Raw genomic sequence first — 16,941 nt, 5'->3', positions numbered from 1 at the left:
CCCCGCCAAGCGTCCGGTCAGCCCAGATAGCGCTGGAACCACGCAATGGTGCGGTCCCAGGCGAGCTTGGCGGCGGCTTCGTCGTAGCGCGGCGTGGAGTCATTGTGGAAGCCGTGGTTGGTGCCCGGATAGACGTGCGCCTCGTAGGTCTTGCCAGCGGCCTTGAGCGCGGCCTCGTAGGCCGGCCAGGTCGCGTTGACGTTCGCGTCGGTCTCGGCAAAGTGCAGCAGCAGGGGCGCCTGGATGCGCGTCACGTCCTCGGGCTTGGCCTGCCGGCCATAGAACGGCACCGCCGCCGCCAGTTCCGGGTAGGCCACGGCCGCCGCGTTGGCGACGCCGCCCCCGTAGCAAAAGCCGGTGATGCCGACCTTGTCGGTGGCCAACTCGCTGGCGCGCAGGTATTCGATGGCGGCAAAGAAGTCGTTCATCAGCTTCTGCGGATTGACCTGTTGCTGCAACTCCCGGCCGCGCTCGTCGTTGCCGGGGTAGCCGCCGACCGAACTCAGGCCATCAGGCGCCAACGCGACGAAACCAGCCTTGGCCACGCGCCGCGCCACATCCTCGATGTAGGGGTTCAGGCCACGGTTCTCATGCACCACGACGATGCCGGGAACCGGCCCCGTTGCCTTGGCTGGCCGCACGAGATAAGCGCGCACCTCGCCGTGGCCATTGGGCGAGGGATAGCGGATGTACTGGGCCAGGATATCGGGATCGGTGAACTCGATCTGCTGAGCCAGCGCGTAGTCCGGGCTCAGCGAGGCCAGGATCGCGGCCGCGGTAAGGCCACCGACCGCGAACTTCGCCGCGCGGTCCAGGAAGTCGCGTCGGCTCACGCGCCCATGCACGTAACCGTCGTAAAGCTCCAGCAGTTCGGGGTGGAAGTCGTTGGCGGTAAGTCGGTTCATGCGGTCCTCCTGATTGGCGGTTGTGCGGCTGACACTAGGACGTGAAGGGCTCCACCCGGCTCGACCTCGGCGCGAGGACGCCTCCCGGGCATCATAGGTGCAGAGCACCGCGAACGCTAGCGCGGCAAGCGGGGGATCCTGGACTGATGAAGCGCCTGCCTGACGATCCATGGACAAAAAAAACGGCGCCGGAAAACCTGGGCTTTCCGGCGCCGTCCTCGCAGGCTTACACCTGACGCAGCAGATCAACCCATCGGCTTACTGCGCCCGTGCCGGCTGCGGCGCCGCGCCGATGTCCTTGCGCACCTTGGCCACATCCGAGGCGCTGACCGCTGCTCCCTTGTTGCCCCAGCTTGACCGCACGAAGCTCACCACGTCGGCGACCTCCTTGTCGGTCATGCGCCAGTCAAAGCCCGGCATCGCGTAGGCGGTGGGCGCCGCCGCCGTGCCCGGCATCTGCGCGCCCTTCAACACGATGTGGATCAGCGAGGCCGGATCGGCCGAATTCACCGTCGAGCTCAGCGCCAACTGCGGGAAGGTCTCGGAATAGCCCTTGCCCGTGCTGCGGTGGCAGGCCGCGCAGTTATTCAGGAAGGCTATGGCGCCGTCGCCCTTGTCCTTGCCGGTCCGCAGCGCTTGCGCCACGGACTCGTCATAGGCCAGCGGCTTGGTGGCGTCCTTGTTCACCGGAGGCAGGCTCTTCAGGTACACCGCGATGGCGTTCAGGTCGGCGTCGGTCAGGTGCTGCGTGCTTTCCTCGACCACCTGGGCCATGCCGCCGAAGGCCGCCGAATGGCCGTTACGGCCGGACTTCAGGAAGGCCGTGATGTCTTCCTTGCTCCAGTTGCCCAGGCCGTCGGTGGCGTCGCCGCGCAGGTTCTTGGCCAGCCAGCCTTCGACCACGCCGCCCGACAGGAACGCCGAGCCGTCCGCGTCGGTCAGGGCCTTTTCCTGCAAGGCCACGCCGCGCGGCGTATGGCAGGTGCTGCAATGGCCCAGGCCCTCGACCAGATACTGGCCGCGCAGCAGCGCCTGCTTGTCGGCGCCGCTCAGGTCCGCCGTGACGGGGGCCGCCGCGACATCGGGTGCGAACATCCAGCGCCACACAGTCAACGGCCAGCGCATCGACATCGGCCAGATGATGTCGGTATCCTTGTTTTCCTGCTTCACCGGCTGGACGCCGTGCATGAAGTAGGCATACAGCGCCTTCACGTCGTCGGGCGTGACGTTGGCGTAGGCCGTGTACGGCATCGCCGGATACATCGAATGCCCGTCCTTGGCCACGCCGTGGCGCACGGCCCGGTCGAAATCCTCCAACGAGTATCCGCCGATGCCCGTTTCCTTGTCCGGCGTGATGTTGGTGGAATAGATCATGCCCAGCGGCGAATCGATCCCCAGGCCGCCGGCAAAGGGCTTGCCGCCCTTCGCCGTATGGCACGCGATACAGTCGCCGGCGCGCGACAGGTATTCGCCCTGCTTGATCATCTGGGCATCGTTCGATGCCGGCGTGCCGTCCGCGGCGAACGCGGCGCTGGCAACCAGGGCCGAGAAGGCCGCAACAATGGTCTGTTTAATCATTGTGCCGTCTCCTTAAGCCTGGACCAGCGGGCCGGGGTTCTTCAGGTACTGCTCCCGGATCGCCTGCGCGGCCCAATAGGCCAAGGCGCCGACCAGGCCTGTCGGGTTGTAGCCCATGTTCTGCGGAAACACGCAGGCCCCCATCACGAACACGTTGGGCACATCCCAGCTCTGCAGGTACTTGTTGACCACGCTTTCCTTGGGGTTGGACCCCATGATGGCGCCGCCGGTATTGTGCGTGCTCTGGTACACGCGCGTGTCGTAGCGCGCGCCCTTCTTGCGCACACCCACGAAATACTTCTCGGGATTCATGGCCTTCGCCACGGTCTCCATCCGCTTGCCCATGTAGCCCAGCATGTCGAACTCGTTGTCGTGCCAGTCGAACGTCATGCGCAGCAGCGGCTGGCCGAATGCGTCCTTGTAGGTCGGATCCAGCGACAGGTACGCATCGCGGTAAGACATCACCGAACCGGAAATGCCGATGGTCATGTAGCGCTGGTAGGCGTCCTGCACGCCGGCCTTCCAGGCCGTGCCCCAGCTAGCGGTGCCCGGCGGCGTGGGCGTCTGCTTGATGGGGCGCCCGCCGGTACGCACGTGGCGGATGCTGGCGCCGCCCACAAAGCCCAGCAGGCCGTGGTCGAACTGGTCGCCATTCAGATCGTCCATGCCGACGCCGCCCGCGCCGGTGCCCATGAACGGGTTCAATTGGGTGCCCTTGGGCAACAGCACATTGACCCCGCCGTTCATCTGGTAAGCATAGTTCTTGCCCACCACGCCTTCATTGGTCTTGGGATCGTATGGCTTGCCGATGCCCGACAGCAGCAACAGACGCACGTTGTGCATCTGGTACGCGGACAGGATCACCAGATCGGCCGGCTGGTCGATCTCTTGGCCCTGCGCGTCGATATACGTCACGCCGATGGCCTTCTTGCCGGTCGAATCCAGGTTGACCTTGATCACCTGCGCATGCGTGCGCAGTTCGAAGTTCGGCTTCTTCAGCAGCACCGGCAGAATGGTCGTCTGCGGCGAGGCCTTGGAATACATATAGCAGCCGTAGTTCTCGCAGAAGCCGCAGAAATTACAGGGCCCCAGGCGCACGCCGTACGGGTTGGTGTACGGGCCGGACGCGTTGGCGGCCGGCGTGGGATACGGGTTGAAGCCGACTTCGCGCGCGGCCTTCTCGAACAGCGACGCGCCGTACGTCGTGGCCAGCGGCGCCAGCGGGAATTCCTTGCTGCGCTTGCCTTCGAGCGGATTGCCGCCTTCGACGATCTTGCCGTTCAGGTTGCCCGCCTTGCCGGACGTTCCACACACATATTCGAACTTGCTGAAGTACGGCTCCAGCTCGTCGTAGGTCACGCCGAAGTCCTGGATGGTCATGCCTTCCGGGATGAACTTCTTGCCGTAGCGGGTTTCGTAGCGGGTGCGCAGTTCCAGCTCTTCGGGCAGCACGCGGTAGTGCATGCCGTTCCAGTGAAAGCCCGCGCCGCCCACACCCGTGCCCAACAGGAACGAACCATTCTGGCGATACGGCACGGCCACATCGTCCACGCCGTGGCGGACCGTCACGGTTTCCTTGGACAGGTCCTGGAACAGATAGCCGCGCACCGAGTACTTCAGCTCGTCGATCACCTTGGGGTATTCGGCGTCCTTGGGCGTGTCCTGCATGCCGCCACGTTCCAGCGCCAGCACCTGCAGGCCCGCTTCGGTCAGCTCCTGGCCCAGGATCGCGCCGGTCCAGCCGAACCCGACCAGCACCGCATCCACCTTATCTTTCTTGATCGCCATGATTTAACCCTTCTCCCCAGAGATCGACACGGGGCCGTAGGGGTATTTGACGTTGGGCTGGTCGGTCCAATCCATGAAGTCGGCGCGCGCGCCGGGAAAGCCCACCATCTTCCAGCCCACCATGTTCTTGTTGCCGCCGTAGATCGGATCGGCAAAGAACCCTTCCTTGGCGTTGGCCAGCAGGAAGTTGAAAAACGTCGTGGCGGGAACGGATTCGAATTTGATCTTGTTGCCCTGCAGGTCCTTCAGGATCTGTTCCTGCAAGGCCTTGTCCAGTTCGGCATACACCTTGCCGTGCGTCTTCACGCACCAGGCATCACAGGCCTCGATGCCGTGGCGGTAGACCTCGCGCGGATTCTGATTGAGCTGATAGCCCAGTTCCGGCACCTGGTCGGTGTGGAACGGCCCCTGCATGTACCAGAGCTTGCCGTGGCCGAAGGGCGTTTCCATCTGGCGGTCGATGAACTCGGGCACGCCAGCCTCGATCGCGCCGGGACCGTACTCGTCGGCCGGGATCAGGTGATCGACCGCGGCGACGATAAAGGCCCACTCGGGCTTCGTGAAATAGGTGGGCTCGTAGGGCTTGGCCGCCTGCGCAACCTTGCCGTCGGCGGCGTTGGTACAGCCGGCGGTCAGGCCGCCTACCGCCAACGTCGACGCCGGCACGATGGCCAGCGCCTGCAGAAAGCGCCGGCGCGGCTTTGCATCTTCTGTCATAGACATCTCCGTGAATATTCCAAGTTGTCCTAGCGCGCTACCCGAACATGAGACCTGGAAACACGAACTGCCGAGCTAGAGACAACACGCTCTTATCTTGCTGAATATCAATACTGCTCTTTGAAAAGGGACGTAAGAGCAGGTGCCCGAATTATGCGCCTATAAACGCATCTGATCCGCCCAATCGGCCATATCAGATCAATTTTCTTGACATAAAAAAGTCTTTTGCATTAAGGACAATGTAAGAAGCCCGCGAAAGCGGGCTTTTCTGACAGCAGGGTGAACGGATTCGGTATATTCGCGCAGCAATGCAGGGCGCAGCGGCCCCGTGCCCCATGCAGCCGGCGCGGCGTCGCGCACAACACGAACGGACCCCACGATGACCGACAACACGAAGACCTGGCGCAGTTCGACGACCACGCGAAGCTGGAGTTCCACGACGGACCTCACGCCCGAACAGCGCGCGAGCATCGAGGAATTGCTGGACGGCCGCATGGACGGCGTGACGGTCAGCGAATCCTGGAGCTACGCGGGCACCGAAAACGGCGAGGCCTTCAACGTCCAGATCGACGACGGCGCCGTCACGGTGAACGGCCGCCGCTACGGCAGCCTGGACGAGGTGCCGCGCGCCGACCGCGAGCGCATCGAGGCGCTGCGCAACGGCCAAGGCAAGGACGGCCTGTGGGACATGCTGCAAGACGGAGGCATCGACGCGAAGGATCTGGCGGGCGCCCTGGCCGCCCAAGGCGCGAAGCCGGCATTCACGATCGAAACCGAAGGCACGGATGCGGCCGCGGCACGTTCAACCTCGTCCGAACCCGGCCATGCAAGCACAGATGCCGCCTTGGCGCCCGGCGCGGTCCCGGCCGGCGGCGGGCTGCGCAGGACGCTGCTGATCGGCATCGCCATCGGCCTGGCGTTGTGGGTGGCGCAGGCGCTGAACCTTTTCTGAGGCGCCCCGCGCCTCGACCGCCGGTTCAGGCCGTGGTCTGCACGTGCAGCCGGCTCGACTTGCAGCGGTGCAGCGCCCGGTAGTATTCCAGCGGACGCCCATTGGCGCCGTAGGCGATGGACTCGATGCGCAGCAAGGGTTCCGCGCTGGCCATGCCCAGCAATTCGCAGGTCAGCGCATCCGGCGCCACGGCGTCGATCCACCGCTCCGCGCGTACGATGCGCAACCCGTACTGGCGGCGCAGCAGATCGTAAAGCGAGCGGTTCTCCAGCCGCGCGCGATGCAGGCCCGGGGCCAGGTCCGCCGGCACGGCGGTTTCCACCAGCAACTGCAATTCCCCATCGACGCTGCGCAGCCGCTTGAGCGCCACGACGGCATCGCCCTCGGACAGCGCCAGCGCCACGGCCTCTTGCGCCGTGGGCGCGCGCAGTTCCTGGACCAGCACCTGCGTGCGGACCGTGCGCCCCTTGCGCGCCATTTCGTCCGAAAACCCCAGCACCGTCGACACGAAGTCTTCGTCGCGTTCGCGCGCCGACACGAAAGCGCCCTGCCCGCGTATCTTGTAGATCAGGCCATTGCGCACCAGATCCGCCAGCGCCTCCCGCACCACGATGCGTGAAATGCCGTACTGTTCGCCAAACTCGGCCTCGGTGGGCAGCTTGGCGCCCACCTCCAGTTCGCCTTGCAGGATCTTGCCGCGCACCACGTCGCGGAACTGCGTCCAGAGGGGGGCTCCGGCATTGCGGTCCAGCACGTCTAGGGTAGGTATGGAGCTGCTCATGTCGTGATTGGGCTTGAAATCGAATCCGTGGACGACGCGGCATCCTTGACGGATGCCTTCGCCGCTTCGTCCGCGGGCAGGTCTACAAAATGCCGGTCGCGCAAGATGGCGGCGCAGGCACGCCACTCTTCGCGCCGGCGCGTGGCCGTCCAGCCCAGCGCGGCGGCGGCCAGGTCGGCCAACTCGGACAGCAGGCCGGCACCGACGCGGCCGCGTATCGCCAGCAGCGTACGCCGGATCACCAGGTCATCCAGGCGCCGCACGCCGGTCTCCTGGCACAGATGGCGGATCTCGGCCTCGGTATAGTCCGGCGCATGCCGCAGCGGCGCGTCGCCCGCCCTGGCAAAGTCCCGCGCCAGCACGTCCGCGCGCGAGCCATAGCGGCCGACCAGCACAGCGATGCGTGCCCGCGCCAGGCCGGTACGGGACTGGATGCCGTCGATCAGGCGGTCCCGCGCGGCCGTGTCGGCGGGCATGTCCGCGCCGCCCCCGATGGCCAGTGACTCCGTCGACCGCAGGCGGGGCCTTGCCAGCAAGGCCAGCGCCTGGTTTGCCGCCAGCTCCGCCAGCGACCGGAAGGTGGTCCATTTGCCGCCCACCAGGCACACCAGCGGCACCTCGCGCACCGCGTTCGGCGGGTCGATGACAACGGCGTGATCCCGCGATATCTGCCCGGGCTTGTCGGCATCCGAGTGCGCCAGCGGGCGCACTCCGACGTAAGTGTAGACCACGTCCCCGCGCGCGAAGCGCAGCCGTGGAAAGACCTCGCCCAGCACATCGAGCAGGTAGTCGATCTCGGCCGGCTCGGTGGCGGCCCGGTCCGGATCGTCCACTGGAATGTCGGTGGAGCCCACCAGCACCCGGTCCATGAAGGGATAGACGATGCACACGCGGCCGTCGGACGTCTCGAAGTACGCCATGCGGCCGCCCAGCGCCGCGTGCAGCGCCGGATGCTCCAGGATCAGATGCGAGCCCTTCGTGCCCATGACGCGCGCACCCGCGCCTTGCAGCGCGCCGGCGGACCGGTCCAGCCACGCGCCCGTGGCATTGACCACGGTATCGGCGGTGACTTGCACGGAGTCTCCCGTGATCTCATCGCGCAGGGTCAGCGCGCGGCCACGGCAGGCCGTCACGCGGCAGTAGTTCGCCGCCACGGACGTGGATTGGTCTGCGTGCGCGTCGGCCAGCAATTCCAGGATCAGCCATTCGGGATGGCTGATCCATGCATCGAAGTACGTGGCCGTCCAGCGCACCGAATCGCGGAACAGCGCCCCGTCCGCCGCCATCAGCCGCGCAATGCGGTGCCCGGGCATCACGCGCTGCCTGCGGCCCAGCCTGTCGTACAACCGCAGGCCCAGCGCCACGACGAACAGGCCCCGCGCGCCGGGCGACGCGCTGAAGCCGGCAAAGCGCAGCACGCTGCCCAGCAGCCCTCCGAACCGGCTGGACAGCGGCACCACCGTTTCCAGCGGACGCACCAGATGGGCCGCGTTGCGCAGCAGCAGGTTGCGTTCGCGCGTGGCCTCGGCCACCAGCGAGAACGCGCCGCTCTCCAGATAGCGCAGGCCGCCGTGGATCATGCGCGACGGCGCGCTGCTGGCCCCGGCGGCGAAGTCGCCCTTGTCCACGATCAGGCAGTCGACACCCTGCAGAGACAGGTCGCGGAAGACGCCCGCGCCGTTGATACCGGCGCCGACGATCACGGTGGAAAAGTGCCGGCCCGCCAGCGACGCGGCGCGCACGTAGGGCAAGGTATGCGGCAAGGTGTGCGCCGTCATCGCGCCGGCCTCGACAGGTGTTCGAACACGGGCGCCATGCCGCCGATCAGCGCTTCAAAGCCCGCGTAAAAGTCGGCGTGCGCCTGCTCGGCGCCGGCCTCGGGCGTCACGGTTTCACAACGCACCGGCAATGCGTCGCCGGCGCGCAGCCCTTGCGACAGCGCCGCATAGCCCGCAGCGCCGCGCGCCCCGGTCTCGTCGTCGCCGCAGCGTTCCACCGCATGGCCCAGAAAGCTTGCCAACAAGCGCACCAGCCTTGGATCGCGCGCGCCTCCGCCCAAGGCGGCCACCCGCCCTGATGCGCCCAGGCCGCGCGCGGCATGGCGCTTCAGATGCCAGGCATGCAGCGCCGCGACCGCATCCACCACGGCGCGCGCCATGTGCGCGCGCCCATGATGCCCCTTCAGGCCCACGAACCCGGCCGTCGCCCCCGCCGCCACGCCGCCGCCGTTGATGAAGGGCAGAAAACGCAGGCCTTCCGCGCCGAGCGGCACGGACATGGCGCAATCGACCGCCGCCGCCGCGTCCACGAATTGCAGCGTGCGCGCCAGCCACGCCACGTTGGCCATCGAAGACGGACTGTTTTCCAGATACAGACGCTCCCCTGGCGGACCATGGCGCACGATGGCGCCGACCTGCGGCTTGGGCTCGCTTGCCGGCGCCACGACGGCATTGACGCACCAGGTCCCGAACACCGCCACCGCATGCCCGCTTTTCACCGCGCCCACCGCCGACAGCGACGCCAGCAGATCAATCGCGCCCATCGCCACGGGCAAGCCCGCCGGCAGTCCGCAGGCGGCGGCGCGGGCGGGCAGCAAACGCCCGATTACCGTTCCCGTGGGCACGATGGGCGGCAAGGCGCGGGCCATCAGGCTGGACAGGCCCGCCGCCTCGAACGCCAGCGCCGACCACTCGCCCGACTGCAGGGACAGCAGACCCGCCGTGCTGGCGTCGCTGGCATCGGTGGCGATCTCGCCGCACAACAGAAAGCTCAGGTAATCCTTGGCGAACAGCAGCCGGTGGATGGCGCGATGGCCGCCGGCCTGCGCGTCGAACAATTCCGCCGCCACCAGGCTGGCCTGGCCGGACCAGGGCCGGCAGCCGACCTCCTGGTACAGCGCGTCGCCCTGCCGCGCAGCCAGGGCCCGCGCGCGGTCCGAGGCGCGCTGATCCGTCGATGCCACGGCCCGCCCTGCCAGCAAGCGGCCGTGTTCGTCCAGCGCATAGAGCCCCGCGCCGTGTCCCGTGCAGCACAGCGCGCGGATGTCCGCCACGCGCGGACCGAGCTGTTCGGCCACCCCGCGCAGCGCCAGCATCAGCGCGGACTCGATCGCATCCGCGCTCAGCTCACAGCCGCCCCCGGGCAGATGCGCATACGGCAGCGCGCCGCCCGAAGCGGCCAGCGAGACACCCGTCCCCGCCTCGAAGGCAACTGCCTTCAGGCCGGTGGACCCCATGTCGATACCCAGGAATATGTCGGCTTTCATGTTATGACATTGTCTACATAAACTTTCGGCAGAATAGCAGTGTTTCCCCTAGTAAAAGAAATATTTCGGCTGCCATATAGTTCACTCGATGTCATAACAACGAGTTGGGTCTATCAGGCTCACCCCCACCCGGTATCCACGCCATCAGGCACGGACCAATGCGAGGAAAAGGAGCGCAACATGAGAAGAGAATTCTTGAAGACCGTAGCTGCTGCGGGCGCCAGCCTTGCAGGAGCCAATGCCTTTGCGCAGGCCGCGCCCGCCGCCCAGGGGGCCGGCCTGAAAGGCGCGAACAGCGACGTCTATGTCATGAACGTCATGGTGTCCGGGGTGGAGTACTGGTTCCCGGTGTATGAAATGATGAAGCAGTTGGGCCAGACACTGGGCGTGAAAACGCGCTATTCCGGCACGCCGGAATACGACGTCAACAAGCAGCTCGCGTCCTTCGAGCAGGAACTGGCCCGCAAGCCCGCCGGCATCCTGCTGCACCCGATGAACCCCGACCCGTTCATCGAACCCATCAACCGCGCGGCCGCGATGGGCATCCCCGTCGTCACCTTCGCGGCCGACTCGCCCAATTCCAAGCGCGTGTCCTTCGTCACCTCCGACAACGAACGCGAAGGCGCGCAGGCGGCCGATGCGATCGCCGCCGCGCTCAACGGCAAGGGCGATTACGCGGTGCTGGAAAACCCCGGGCAGGACAATCACGACCGCCGCATCACCGCCTTCATCAACCGCATGAAGACCCAGCACCCCGGCATGAAGCTGGTGGGCCGCGCGGCCAGCAACCAAGACCCGAACAAGGCCTACCAGGCCACCCTGAGTCTGGCGCAGGCCAACCCCAACCTGGGCGCGCTGTTCATGCCGGAAGCCAACTCCGCGCTGGGCGCCGCGCAGGCCAGCATCGAGACCAAGAAGAACATCAAGGTGCTGTGCTGCGACGTCAACGCCAAGATCCTGGACATGATCAAGTCGGGCGAGGTCTATGGGTCCGTCAATCCGAACCAGGGCGTGCAGGGCTACATGGGCATGATGCTGCTGTTCCTGGCGCGCAACCAGCAGCTCATCGACCCGATGAACGACGCCAAGCGCAACGGCACCAACCCGATGGCCGTGCCCTTCCTGGACAACGGCCTGTCCATCGTCAGCAAGGCGAACGCCGACGACTTCTACTGGGACAAGTACCTGGCCCGCCGCGGCACGAAAGGCATCAACGAATGACCGCGCCCGCGCCGTTGCTGGAATTGCACGGCATCGCCAAGCGGTTCGGCGCCTCGCGGGCGCTGGCCGGCGTCCATTTCTCGCTGCAACGGGGCGAAATCCATGCCCTGTGCGGCGAGAACGGCGCGGGCAAATCGACGCTGATGAAGATCATCGACGGCATCCACGCGCCCGATGAAGGCGAAATCCGCCTGAACGGCGAGCGCGTGACCGTCGGCGGGCCGGCCCACGCCATGCGCCTGGGCATCGGCCTGGTGCACCAGGAAATCGCGCTGTGCGGCGACGCCACGGTGGCCGAGAACATCTTCATGCCCGAGATCTCCACCCGTCCACGCGCCTGGATGGACTACGCCAGCCTGAACGCGCGCGCGGCCCAGGTCCTGAGGCGCCTGGGCCAGCGCATCGATCCGAGCCTGCGCGTGGACGATCTGGGCATTTCCAGCCAGCAACTGGTGGAAATCGCCAAGGCGCTGACGCTGGACTGCAAGGTGCTGATCCTGGACGAGCCCACCGCCGCGCTGACCGAAGTGGAATCCGTCGCCCTCTTCCGCGTGCTGCACGACCTGAAGGCGCAAGGCATCGGCATCATCTACATCAGCCACCGCATGGCCGAGATCTTCCAGCACAGCGACCGCGTCACCGTGCTGCGCGACGGGCGCGACGTCCTGTGCGCGCGCATCGGCGACATCACGCCCGATGCGTTGGTGCGCAGCATGGTCGGGCGCGACCTGGGGAGCTATTACCCGCCCAGGCAGGCGGCTTGCGACGAGCCTGCCGAATCCATCCTGGAGGTCGAGGACATCGCCGACGGCGTCAGCGTGCACGGCATTTCGTTCACGCTCAGGCGCGGCGAGATCCTGGGCATCTCCGGCCTGATGGGCGCGGGGCGCAGCGAACTGGCCGAAACGATCTGCGGCCTGCGCCGCGCGCGCCGTGGCGCGGTCCGGCTGCGCGGCGCGCCGCTGCGCCTGCGCCGCTACGGCGACGCGTTGCGCCACGGCATCGCCTATCTCAGCGAAGACCGCAAGGCGGCGGGCCTATTCCTGGACCTGCCCATCGAACAGAACGTGTCGTCGATGGCGCTGGGCCGGATCAGCTCGCGCTTCGGCCTGCTGAGGCGCCAAGCCGAACGCCGCCTGGCCGTCGACCTGGGCGCCCGGCTCAAGCTCAAATCGGACGGCGTAGCCATCGACGCCGCCAGCCTGTCGGGCGGCAACCAGCAGAAAGTGGCCATCGCCAAACTGCTGGCCACGCAGCCCGCCGTGCTGCTGATGGACGAGCCCACGCGCGGCGTGGACGTGGGCGCCAAATCCGAAATCCACCACATCCTGCGGGACCTGGCGAACCAGGGCGTGGGCGTGGTGGTCATTTCATCCGAACTGCCCGAGATCATCGGCCTGTGCGACCGGGCGCTGGTGATACGCGACGGCCGTCTGGCCGGGGAACTGGCCGCCAGCGACATGACCGAAGAGCGCCTGCTACGGCTGGCATCCGGCCTGAGCGCCGAGGAGACGATCCGATGTCCGAACTGAAACCCTCCTCGGCGGCAGACGCCGCCCTGCTGGCCGACGCGGGCCTGGCGCCCAGGCCCGGCGCCTCCGGACCCGGTCTCAGGCGCCGGCTGGCCAGCATGCGCGAAGCCGGACTGCTGCTCATCATCGCGCTGCTCGCCATCGTCATGAGCTTCGCGTCGCCCCACTTCCTGACCTGGGAAAACATACGCGCGATGCTGCTGTCGTTTTCCATCGAGGGCATCGTCGTCGTCGGCATGACGCTGCTGGTGATCGTCGGCGGCATCGACCTGTCGGTGGGATCCGTGGTGTGCCTGGCCATGGTCATCACCGGCAAGCTGTTCCTGATGGGCGTGGACCCCTGGTCGGCCAGTCTGGCCGCCATCGCCGCAAGCGCCCTGGTCGGCGCGCTGATCGGCCTGTGCGTCACGCGCATCGGCCTGAGCCATTTCATTGCCTCGCTGGCCTTCATGGTGATCGTGCGCGGACTATCGCTGGCCATCACCCAGGGCACGCCGCAATCGCTGTTCTCGCTGCCGCCGCAGTTCAAGTTCATCGGCCAGGGCGCCATCGCGGGCATCCCCGCGGTGATCATCATCTTCGCGCTCATCGTCATCGTCAGCGACTTCGCGCTGCGGCGCTCGGCCGTGCTGCGCAAGGTGTTCTACACCGGCAGCAACGAAAAGGCCGCGCTCTATTCCGGCATCCGCACCGGCCGCGTGAAGTTCTGGGTCACGGTGCTGTGCTCGGCGCTGGCGGGCCTGGCCGGCGTGGTCTACACGGCGCGCTTTGGCGCCGCCACCCCCAACTTCGGCCTGGGCATGGAATTGAACGTGATCGCGGCGGTCGTGATCGGCGGCGCCAGCCTGAAGGGCGGCTCCGGCACCGTGCTGGGCGCGGTGCTGGGCCTGGCCCTGCTGTCGGTCGTCACCAGCTCGCTCATCCTGCTGGACGTCTCGCCCTACTGGCAGGACGTGGTCAAGGGCCTGATCCTGCTGGGGGCCGTCACGGTCGACCATCTTATGAACGTCAAGAAAGGACATCGATGAACACCACGACACTGGGTGCCTCAGGCATCGAATGCGAAACCGTCGGCCTGGGCACCTGGGCCATGGGCGGCTGGATGTGGGGCGGCAACGACGACGCCGCGGCGGTCGATGCCATCCGCGCGTCGCTGGACGCGGGCGTGCGCCTGATCGACACGGCGCCTGCCTACGGCCTGGGCCATGCGGAAAGCCTGGTCGGCACGGCGCTGAAGGGGCGGCGGCAGGACGCCGTCATCGCCACCAAGTGCGGACTGGTGTGGCATACCCAGCAAGGCGCGCACTTCTTCGACGAAGCCGGCAAGCCGGTGCACCGCCACCTGGGCCGCGACTCGATCTTTCATGAAGTGGAACAAAGCCTGGGCCGCCTGCGGACGGACTATATCGACCTGTACATCACGCACTGGCAGGACAGCGCAACACCCGTGGCCGAAACCATGGACGCGCTGCTGGACTTGAAGCGCCAGGGCAAGATCCGCGCCATCGGCGTCAGCAACATCACGCCCGACACGCTGACGGAATACCTGCGCCACGGCCCGGTGGACGCCATCCAGGAACGCTACAGCCTGATCGACCGCGGCATCGAATCCACCCTGCTGCCGCTCTGCCGGGACCATGGCGTGGCCTCTCTGGGCTATTCATCGCTGGCGCTGGGCCTGCTGGCCGGCCCCATCGATCCGGCGCGGCAATTCGCCGGCGACGACCAGCGCGCCGGCAATCCGCGCTTTTCCGCCGCCAACCGCGCACGGCTGCAGGCGTTCTTCCAGGACCTGGCGCCGCTGCAACAGCGCCTGGACTGTTCGACCGCCCAACTGATGATCGCCTGGACCACCCGCCCGGGCGCGGTCAGCCTGGCCCTGTGCGGCGCGCGCACGCCGCAACAGGCCATGCAGAACGCCGGCGCGGCCAGGCTGACCCTGGACGCTGCCGCCATTGCCGCCATCGACGCGGCGGCCGCGCGCCATCTCAACACGCTGGACTGAACCCCAAGGACCCCCACATGCCGCACAACAAGGAAGCGCGCCTGAACCGCCTGCTCAACGCCGGGCGCTGCCTGGACATCGCCGTGGACCATGGCGTCTGCAACGAACCCGGCTTTCTCGACGGGCTGGAAAACATGCCGGCCGTCATGGAACAGTTGGCCGCGGCGCGGCCGGACGCCATCCAGCTCAACTACGGCCAGGCCGACCTGCTGCAGCAGCGTCCGGGCCGCGACAGGCCCGCGCTAGTGATGCGCCTGGACATGGGCAACCCCTACAACGCCACCACCCACCGCGTCATGTGGGCGGTGCTGCAGAACACGCAGGACCCGGTGCTGCCGGCCGTGCAGATGGACGCGGCCTGCGTCGTCGTCAACCTCTTCATGCTGCCGGATGAACCCGACCTGTTCCGCCAGTGCGTCGCCAACATCGCCCGCGTGCGCGCCGACTGCGACCGCTATGGCATGCCGCTGATGATAGAACCGCTGGTCATGGCGCCCCATTCGGCGCGCGGCGGCTACATGGTGGACGGCGACGCCGAAAAGATCGTCACGCTGGTGCGGCTTGCCCGTGAAATGGGCGCCGACATCGTCAAGGCCGACCCCACCAGCAACACGCAGGACTTCCACCGCGTGGTGCAGGCGGCGCGCTGCCCGGTACTGGTGCGCGGCGGCGGCCGGGAGGATCTGCGGCAGGTGTTCGAGCGCTCGCGCGAACTGCTCGACCAGGGCGCGGTGGGCCTGGTCTACGGCCGCAATGTCTACCAGCACGCGAATCCCTCGGCGGTGGTGCGGGCGTTGATGGCGATGATCCATCGCGACGCCAGCGCCAGGGAGGCCTGGGGAATATACGAAGGCCCGGCCCCGCATACCGGACACCCCTAGCGCGGCGACCCCGCCTGGCGGCCCTTCCCGCGAAGCTGCTCCAGCAACGCGACGGCGCGATCGGTGCGCACGTCGTGCTCGGCGGCCATCTGCCTGGCGATCGTATCGATCTCGTCGCCCGCGGCCCCCGCGACCAGCGCGATATTGCGGGCATGCAGCGCCATGTGCCCGCGCTGGATGCCTTCGGTGGCCAGCGCGCGCAGCGCACCCAGGTTTTGCGCCAGGCCCACGGCCACCGCGATCTCGCCCAGCTCCTGGGCCGTCTTCACGCCCATGATCTTGAGCGACAGTTGGGCCAGCGGATGCGTCTTGGTCGCTCCGCCCACCAGGCCCACGGGCATCGGCATTTCCAGCGTGCCGACCAGCGCGCCGGAGGTGTCTTTTTCCCAGGTGGACAACGAGGTATAGCGGCCATTGCGGCATGCCCAGGCATGCGCGCCGGCCTCCACCGCGCGCCAGTCGTTGCCCGTGGCGACGATGACGGGGTCGATGCCGTTCATGATGCCCTTGTTGTGCGTGGCCGCGCGATAGGGATCCACGGCCGCGAAGGTATAGGCGTCCAGCACGCCCTCCACGATCTCCTCCCCGCTGCGCTCGCGGGTCGTGAGGGTCTCCGGCGTCAGGCGCACGCGGGCCCGCGCCAGGCGCAGGTCGGCCAGGTTGGACAGGATGCGCAGGCGCACCTGCCCGCCCGTCAGCTTCTCCACCAGCGGAGATACCGACTCCGCCATGGTGTTGACGGTGTTGGCGCCCATGGCGTCGCGCACGTCCACCAGCAGGTGCAGCACCACCATCGGTCCGCGCGGCGTATCGGGAAAGACGTGGACGTCGATGTCGCGGCAGCCGCCACCCAGGCCGATCAGCACCTTGTCGCGGCTATTGGCGATCTCCAGGATCTGGTCGCGGCCTTTCAGCAGCGCCAGCCGCGCGCCATACGGGTCGGTGACGCCCAGGATCTGCACCTGCGCCCGCATGATGGGTCCGGTGCTGGACGTTTCAAAGCCGCCAGTATCGCGCGCCAGCTTGGCCATGAACGAGGCCGCCGCCACGACAGAGGGCTCTTCCACCGCCATCGGCACCAGCACGTCCCGGCCGTTGACCTGGAAGTTGCCGGCCACGCCGAAGGGCAGTTCGAACGTGCCGATCACGTTCTCGATCATGCCGTCCGCGCGCGGCACCGGCAGCGCGCCGGGCTGGGCGACGAGGGCAATCTCTTCGTCGGTAAGCCCGGTTACCTGGGCAACGTGCGCCAGGCGCTGGGCGGGAGTCAAGGCACGAAAATTGGGCAGGCGCGAATCGGCCATGGAAAATCTCCT

At 67.2% G+C, this 16,941-nt stretch carries 14 protein-coding genes; 6 read left to right on the top strand and 8 right to left on the bottom strand.

Translation table 11 applies throughout. The features are described 5' to 3' along the window. Positions 1-17 precede the first annotated feature (17 nt). From yghX to ASE30_RS03460, 4 genes are all read right to left on the bottom strand, one after another. Positions 18-905 carry a YghX family hydrolase gene (gene yghX / locus ASE30_RS03475; protein ID WP_057282837.1) on the bottom strand — a complete coding sequence of 296 codons (888 nt, stop codon included), beginning with the start codon at positions 903-905 and terminating at the stop codon, positions 18-20. Positions 906-1,163: 258 nt separating this feature from the next. Then, positions 1,164-2,483: a cytochrome c gene (locus tag ASE30_RS03470; protein WP_057282836.1), complete on the bottom strand. Its 1,320-nt coding sequence runs from the start codon at positions 2,481-2,483 to the stop codon at positions 1,164-1,166. A gap of 12 nt (positions 2,484-2,495) precedes the next feature. Then, a complete protein-coding gene (locus ASE30_RS03465; RefSeq protein WP_057282835.1) occupies positions 2,496-4,271 on the bottom strand; it encodes a GMC family oxidoreductase in 1,776 nt (591 codons plus the stop codon). 3 nt (positions 4,272-4,274) lie between these two features. Further along, a complete protein-coding gene (locus ASE30_RS03460) occupies positions 4,275-4,988 on the bottom strand; it encodes a gluconate 2-dehydrogenase subunit 3 family protein (RefSeq protein WP_057282834.1) in 714 nt (237 codons plus the stop codon). A 379-nt stretch (positions 4,989-5,367) separates the two neighbouring features. On the opposite strand from ASE30_RS03460, the gene ASE30_RS03455 reads away from it, so the two are divergent. Next, a complete protein-coding gene (locus tag ASE30_RS03455) occupies positions 5,368-5,940 on the top strand; it encodes a hypothetical protein (RefSeq protein WP_057282833.1) in 573 nt (190 codons plus the stop codon). A 25-nt stretch (positions 5,941-5,965) separates the two neighbouring features. On the opposite strand, the gene ASE30_RS03450 is transcribed toward ASE30_RS03455, so the two are convergent. Genes ASE30_RS03450 through ASE30_RS03440 form a run of 3 tightly spaced genes read right to left on the bottom strand, consistent with a single transcriptional unit; the run spans position 5,966 to position 9,986 of the window. Continuing rightward, the gene (locus ASE30_RS03450) at positions 5,966-6,721 is read right to left on the bottom strand and encodes a GntR family transcriptional regulator (RefSeq protein WP_057282832.1); all 756 of its coding nucleotides are present in this window, start codon (positions 6,719-6,721) and stop codon (positions 5,966-5,968) included. Continuing rightward, positions 6,718-8,499 carry a glycerol-3-phosphate dehydrogenase/oxidase gene (locus tag ASE30_RS03445; protein ID WP_057282831.1) on the bottom strand — a complete coding sequence of 594 codons (1,782 nt, stop codon included), beginning with the start codon at positions 8,497-8,499 and terminating at the stop codon, positions 6,718-6,720. The genes ASE30_RS03450 and ASE30_RS03445 overlap by 4 nt, the downstream gene beginning before the upstream one ends. Beyond that, entirely contained in the window at positions 8,496-9,986 is a 1,491-nt protein-coding gene (locus ASE30_RS03440) for an FGGY family carbohydrate kinase (protein ID WP_057282830.1), read from the bottom strand. Before ASE30_RS03440 ends, ASE30_RS03445 begins: the two co-directional genes overlap by 4 nt. A gap of 180 nt (positions 9,987-10,166) precedes the next feature. On the opposite strand from ASE30_RS03440, the gene ASE30_RS03435 reads away from it, so the two are divergent. The 5 genes from ASE30_RS03435 to ASE30_RS03415 are packed head-to-tail and all read left to right on the top strand — an operon-like array spanning position 10,167 to position 15,625. Next, positions 10,167-11,207 (top strand): substrate-binding domain-containing protein, encoded by a 1,041-nt coding sequence (locus ASE30_RS03435; protein WP_057282829.1) that lies wholly within the window; start codon positions 10,167-10,169, stop codon positions 11,205-11,207. Continuing rightward, a complete protein-coding gene (locus tag ASE30_RS03430; protein ID WP_057282828.1) occupies positions 11,204-12,739 on the top strand; it encodes a sugar ABC transporter ATP-binding protein in 1,536 nt (511 codons plus the stop codon). Before ASE30_RS03435 ends, ASE30_RS03430 begins: the two co-directional genes overlap by 4 nt. After that, entirely contained in the window at positions 12,727-13,767 is a 1,041-nt protein-coding gene (locus ASE30_RS03425) for an ABC transporter permease (RefSeq protein WP_057282827.1), read from the top strand. Before ASE30_RS03430 ends, ASE30_RS03425 begins: the two co-directional genes overlap by 13 nt. Continuing rightward, positions 13,764-14,744, top strand: a complete 981-nt coding sequence (locus tag ASE30_RS03420; protein WP_057282826.1) for an aldo/keto reductase — start codon at positions 13,764-13,766, stop codon at positions 14,742-14,744. The genes ASE30_RS03425 and ASE30_RS03420 overlap by 4 nt, the downstream gene beginning before the upstream one ends. A 17-nt stretch (positions 14,745-14,761) precedes the next feature. Further along, positions 14,762-15,625 (top strand): class I fructose-bisphosphate aldolase, encoded by an 864-nt coding sequence (locus tag ASE30_RS03415; RefSeq protein ID WP_057282825.1) that lies wholly within the window; start codon positions 14,762-14,764, stop codon positions 15,623-15,625. Here the strand turns inward: ASE30_RS03415 and ASE30_RS03410 are convergent. Continuing rightward, positions 15,622-16,929, bottom strand: a complete 1,308-nt coding sequence (locus ASE30_RS03410) for a hydroxymethylglutaryl-CoA reductase, degradative (RefSeq protein WP_057282824.1) — start codon at positions 16,927-16,929, stop codon at positions 15,622-15,624. The two genes, ASE30_RS03415 and ASE30_RS03410, sit on opposite strands and share 4 nt — an antisense overlap. Between the last annotated feature and the right edge of the window lie 12 nt (positions 16,930-16,941).

The sequence above is a fragment of the Achromobacter sp. Root83 genome, from assembly GCF_001428845.1.
Taxonomy (GTDB): Bacteria; Pseudomonadota; Gammaproteobacteria; order Burkholderiales; family Burkholderiaceae_B; genus Achromobacter.
Note: the sequence above shows the minus strand (reverse complement) of the source record. Positions and strands in the feature narration are given on the sequence as shown.

What these genes read in the sequence shown, in the direction of transcription:
- ASE30_RS03450 (WP_057282832.1), bottom strand. Translation starts at nt 6,721, where the DNA reads ATGAGCAGCTCCATACCTACCCTAGACGTGCTGGACCGCAATGCCGGA.
- ASE30_RS03455 (WP_057282833.1), top strand. Translation starts at nt 5,368, where the DNA reads ATGACCGACAACACGAAGACCTGGCGCAGTTCGACGACCACGCGAAGC.
- ASE30_RS03440 (WP_057282830.1), bottom strand. Translation starts at nt 9,986, where the DNA reads ATGAAAGCCGACATATTCCTGGGTATCGACATGGGGTCCACCGGCCTG.
- ASE30_RS03445 (WP_057282831.1), bottom strand. Translation starts at nt 8,499, where the DNA reads ATGACGGCGCACACCTTGCCGCATACCTTGCCCTACGTGCGCGCCGCG.
- ASE30_RS03430 (WP_057282828.1), top strand. Translation starts at nt 11,204, where the DNA reads ATGACCGCGCCCGCGCCGTTGCTGGAATTGCACGGCATCGCCAAGCGG.
- ASE30_RS03435 (WP_057282829.1), top strand. Translation starts at nt 10,167, where the DNA reads ATGAGAAGAGAATTCTTGAAGACCGTAGCTGCTGCGGGCGCCAGCCTT.
- yghX (WP_057282837.1), bottom strand. Translation starts at nt 905, where the DNA reads ATGAACCGACTTACCGCCAACGACTTCCACCCCGAACTGCTGGAGCTT.
- ASE30_RS03460 (WP_057282834.1), bottom strand. Translation starts at nt 4,988, where the DNA reads ATGACAGAAGATGCAAAGCCGCGCCGGCGCTTTCTGCAGGCGCTGGCC.
- ASE30_RS03465 (WP_057282835.1), bottom strand. Translation starts at nt 4,271, where the DNA reads ATGGCGATCAAGAAAGATAAGGTGGATGCGGTGCTGGTCGGGTTCGGC.
- ASE30_RS03420 (WP_057282826.1), top strand. Translation starts at nt 13,764, where the DNA reads ATGAACACCACGACACTGGGTGCCTCAGGCATCGAATGCGAAACCGTC.
- ASE30_RS03415 (WP_057282825.1), top strand. Translation starts at nt 14,762, where the DNA reads ATGCCGCACAACAAGGAAGCGCGCCTGAACCGCCTGCTCAACGCCGGG.
- ASE30_RS03410 (WP_057282824.1), bottom strand. Translation starts at nt 16,929, where the DNA reads ATGGCCGATTCGCGCCTGCCCAATTTTCGTGCCTTGACTCCCGCCCAG.
- ASE30_RS03470 (WP_057282836.1), bottom strand. Translation starts at nt 2,483, where the DNA reads ATGATTAAACAGACCATTGTTGCGGCCTTCTCGGCCCTGGTTGCCAGC.
- ASE30_RS03425 (WP_057282827.1), top strand. Translation starts at nt 12,727, where the DNA reads ATGTCCGAACTGAAACCCTCCTCGGCGGCAGACGCCGCCCTGCTGGCC.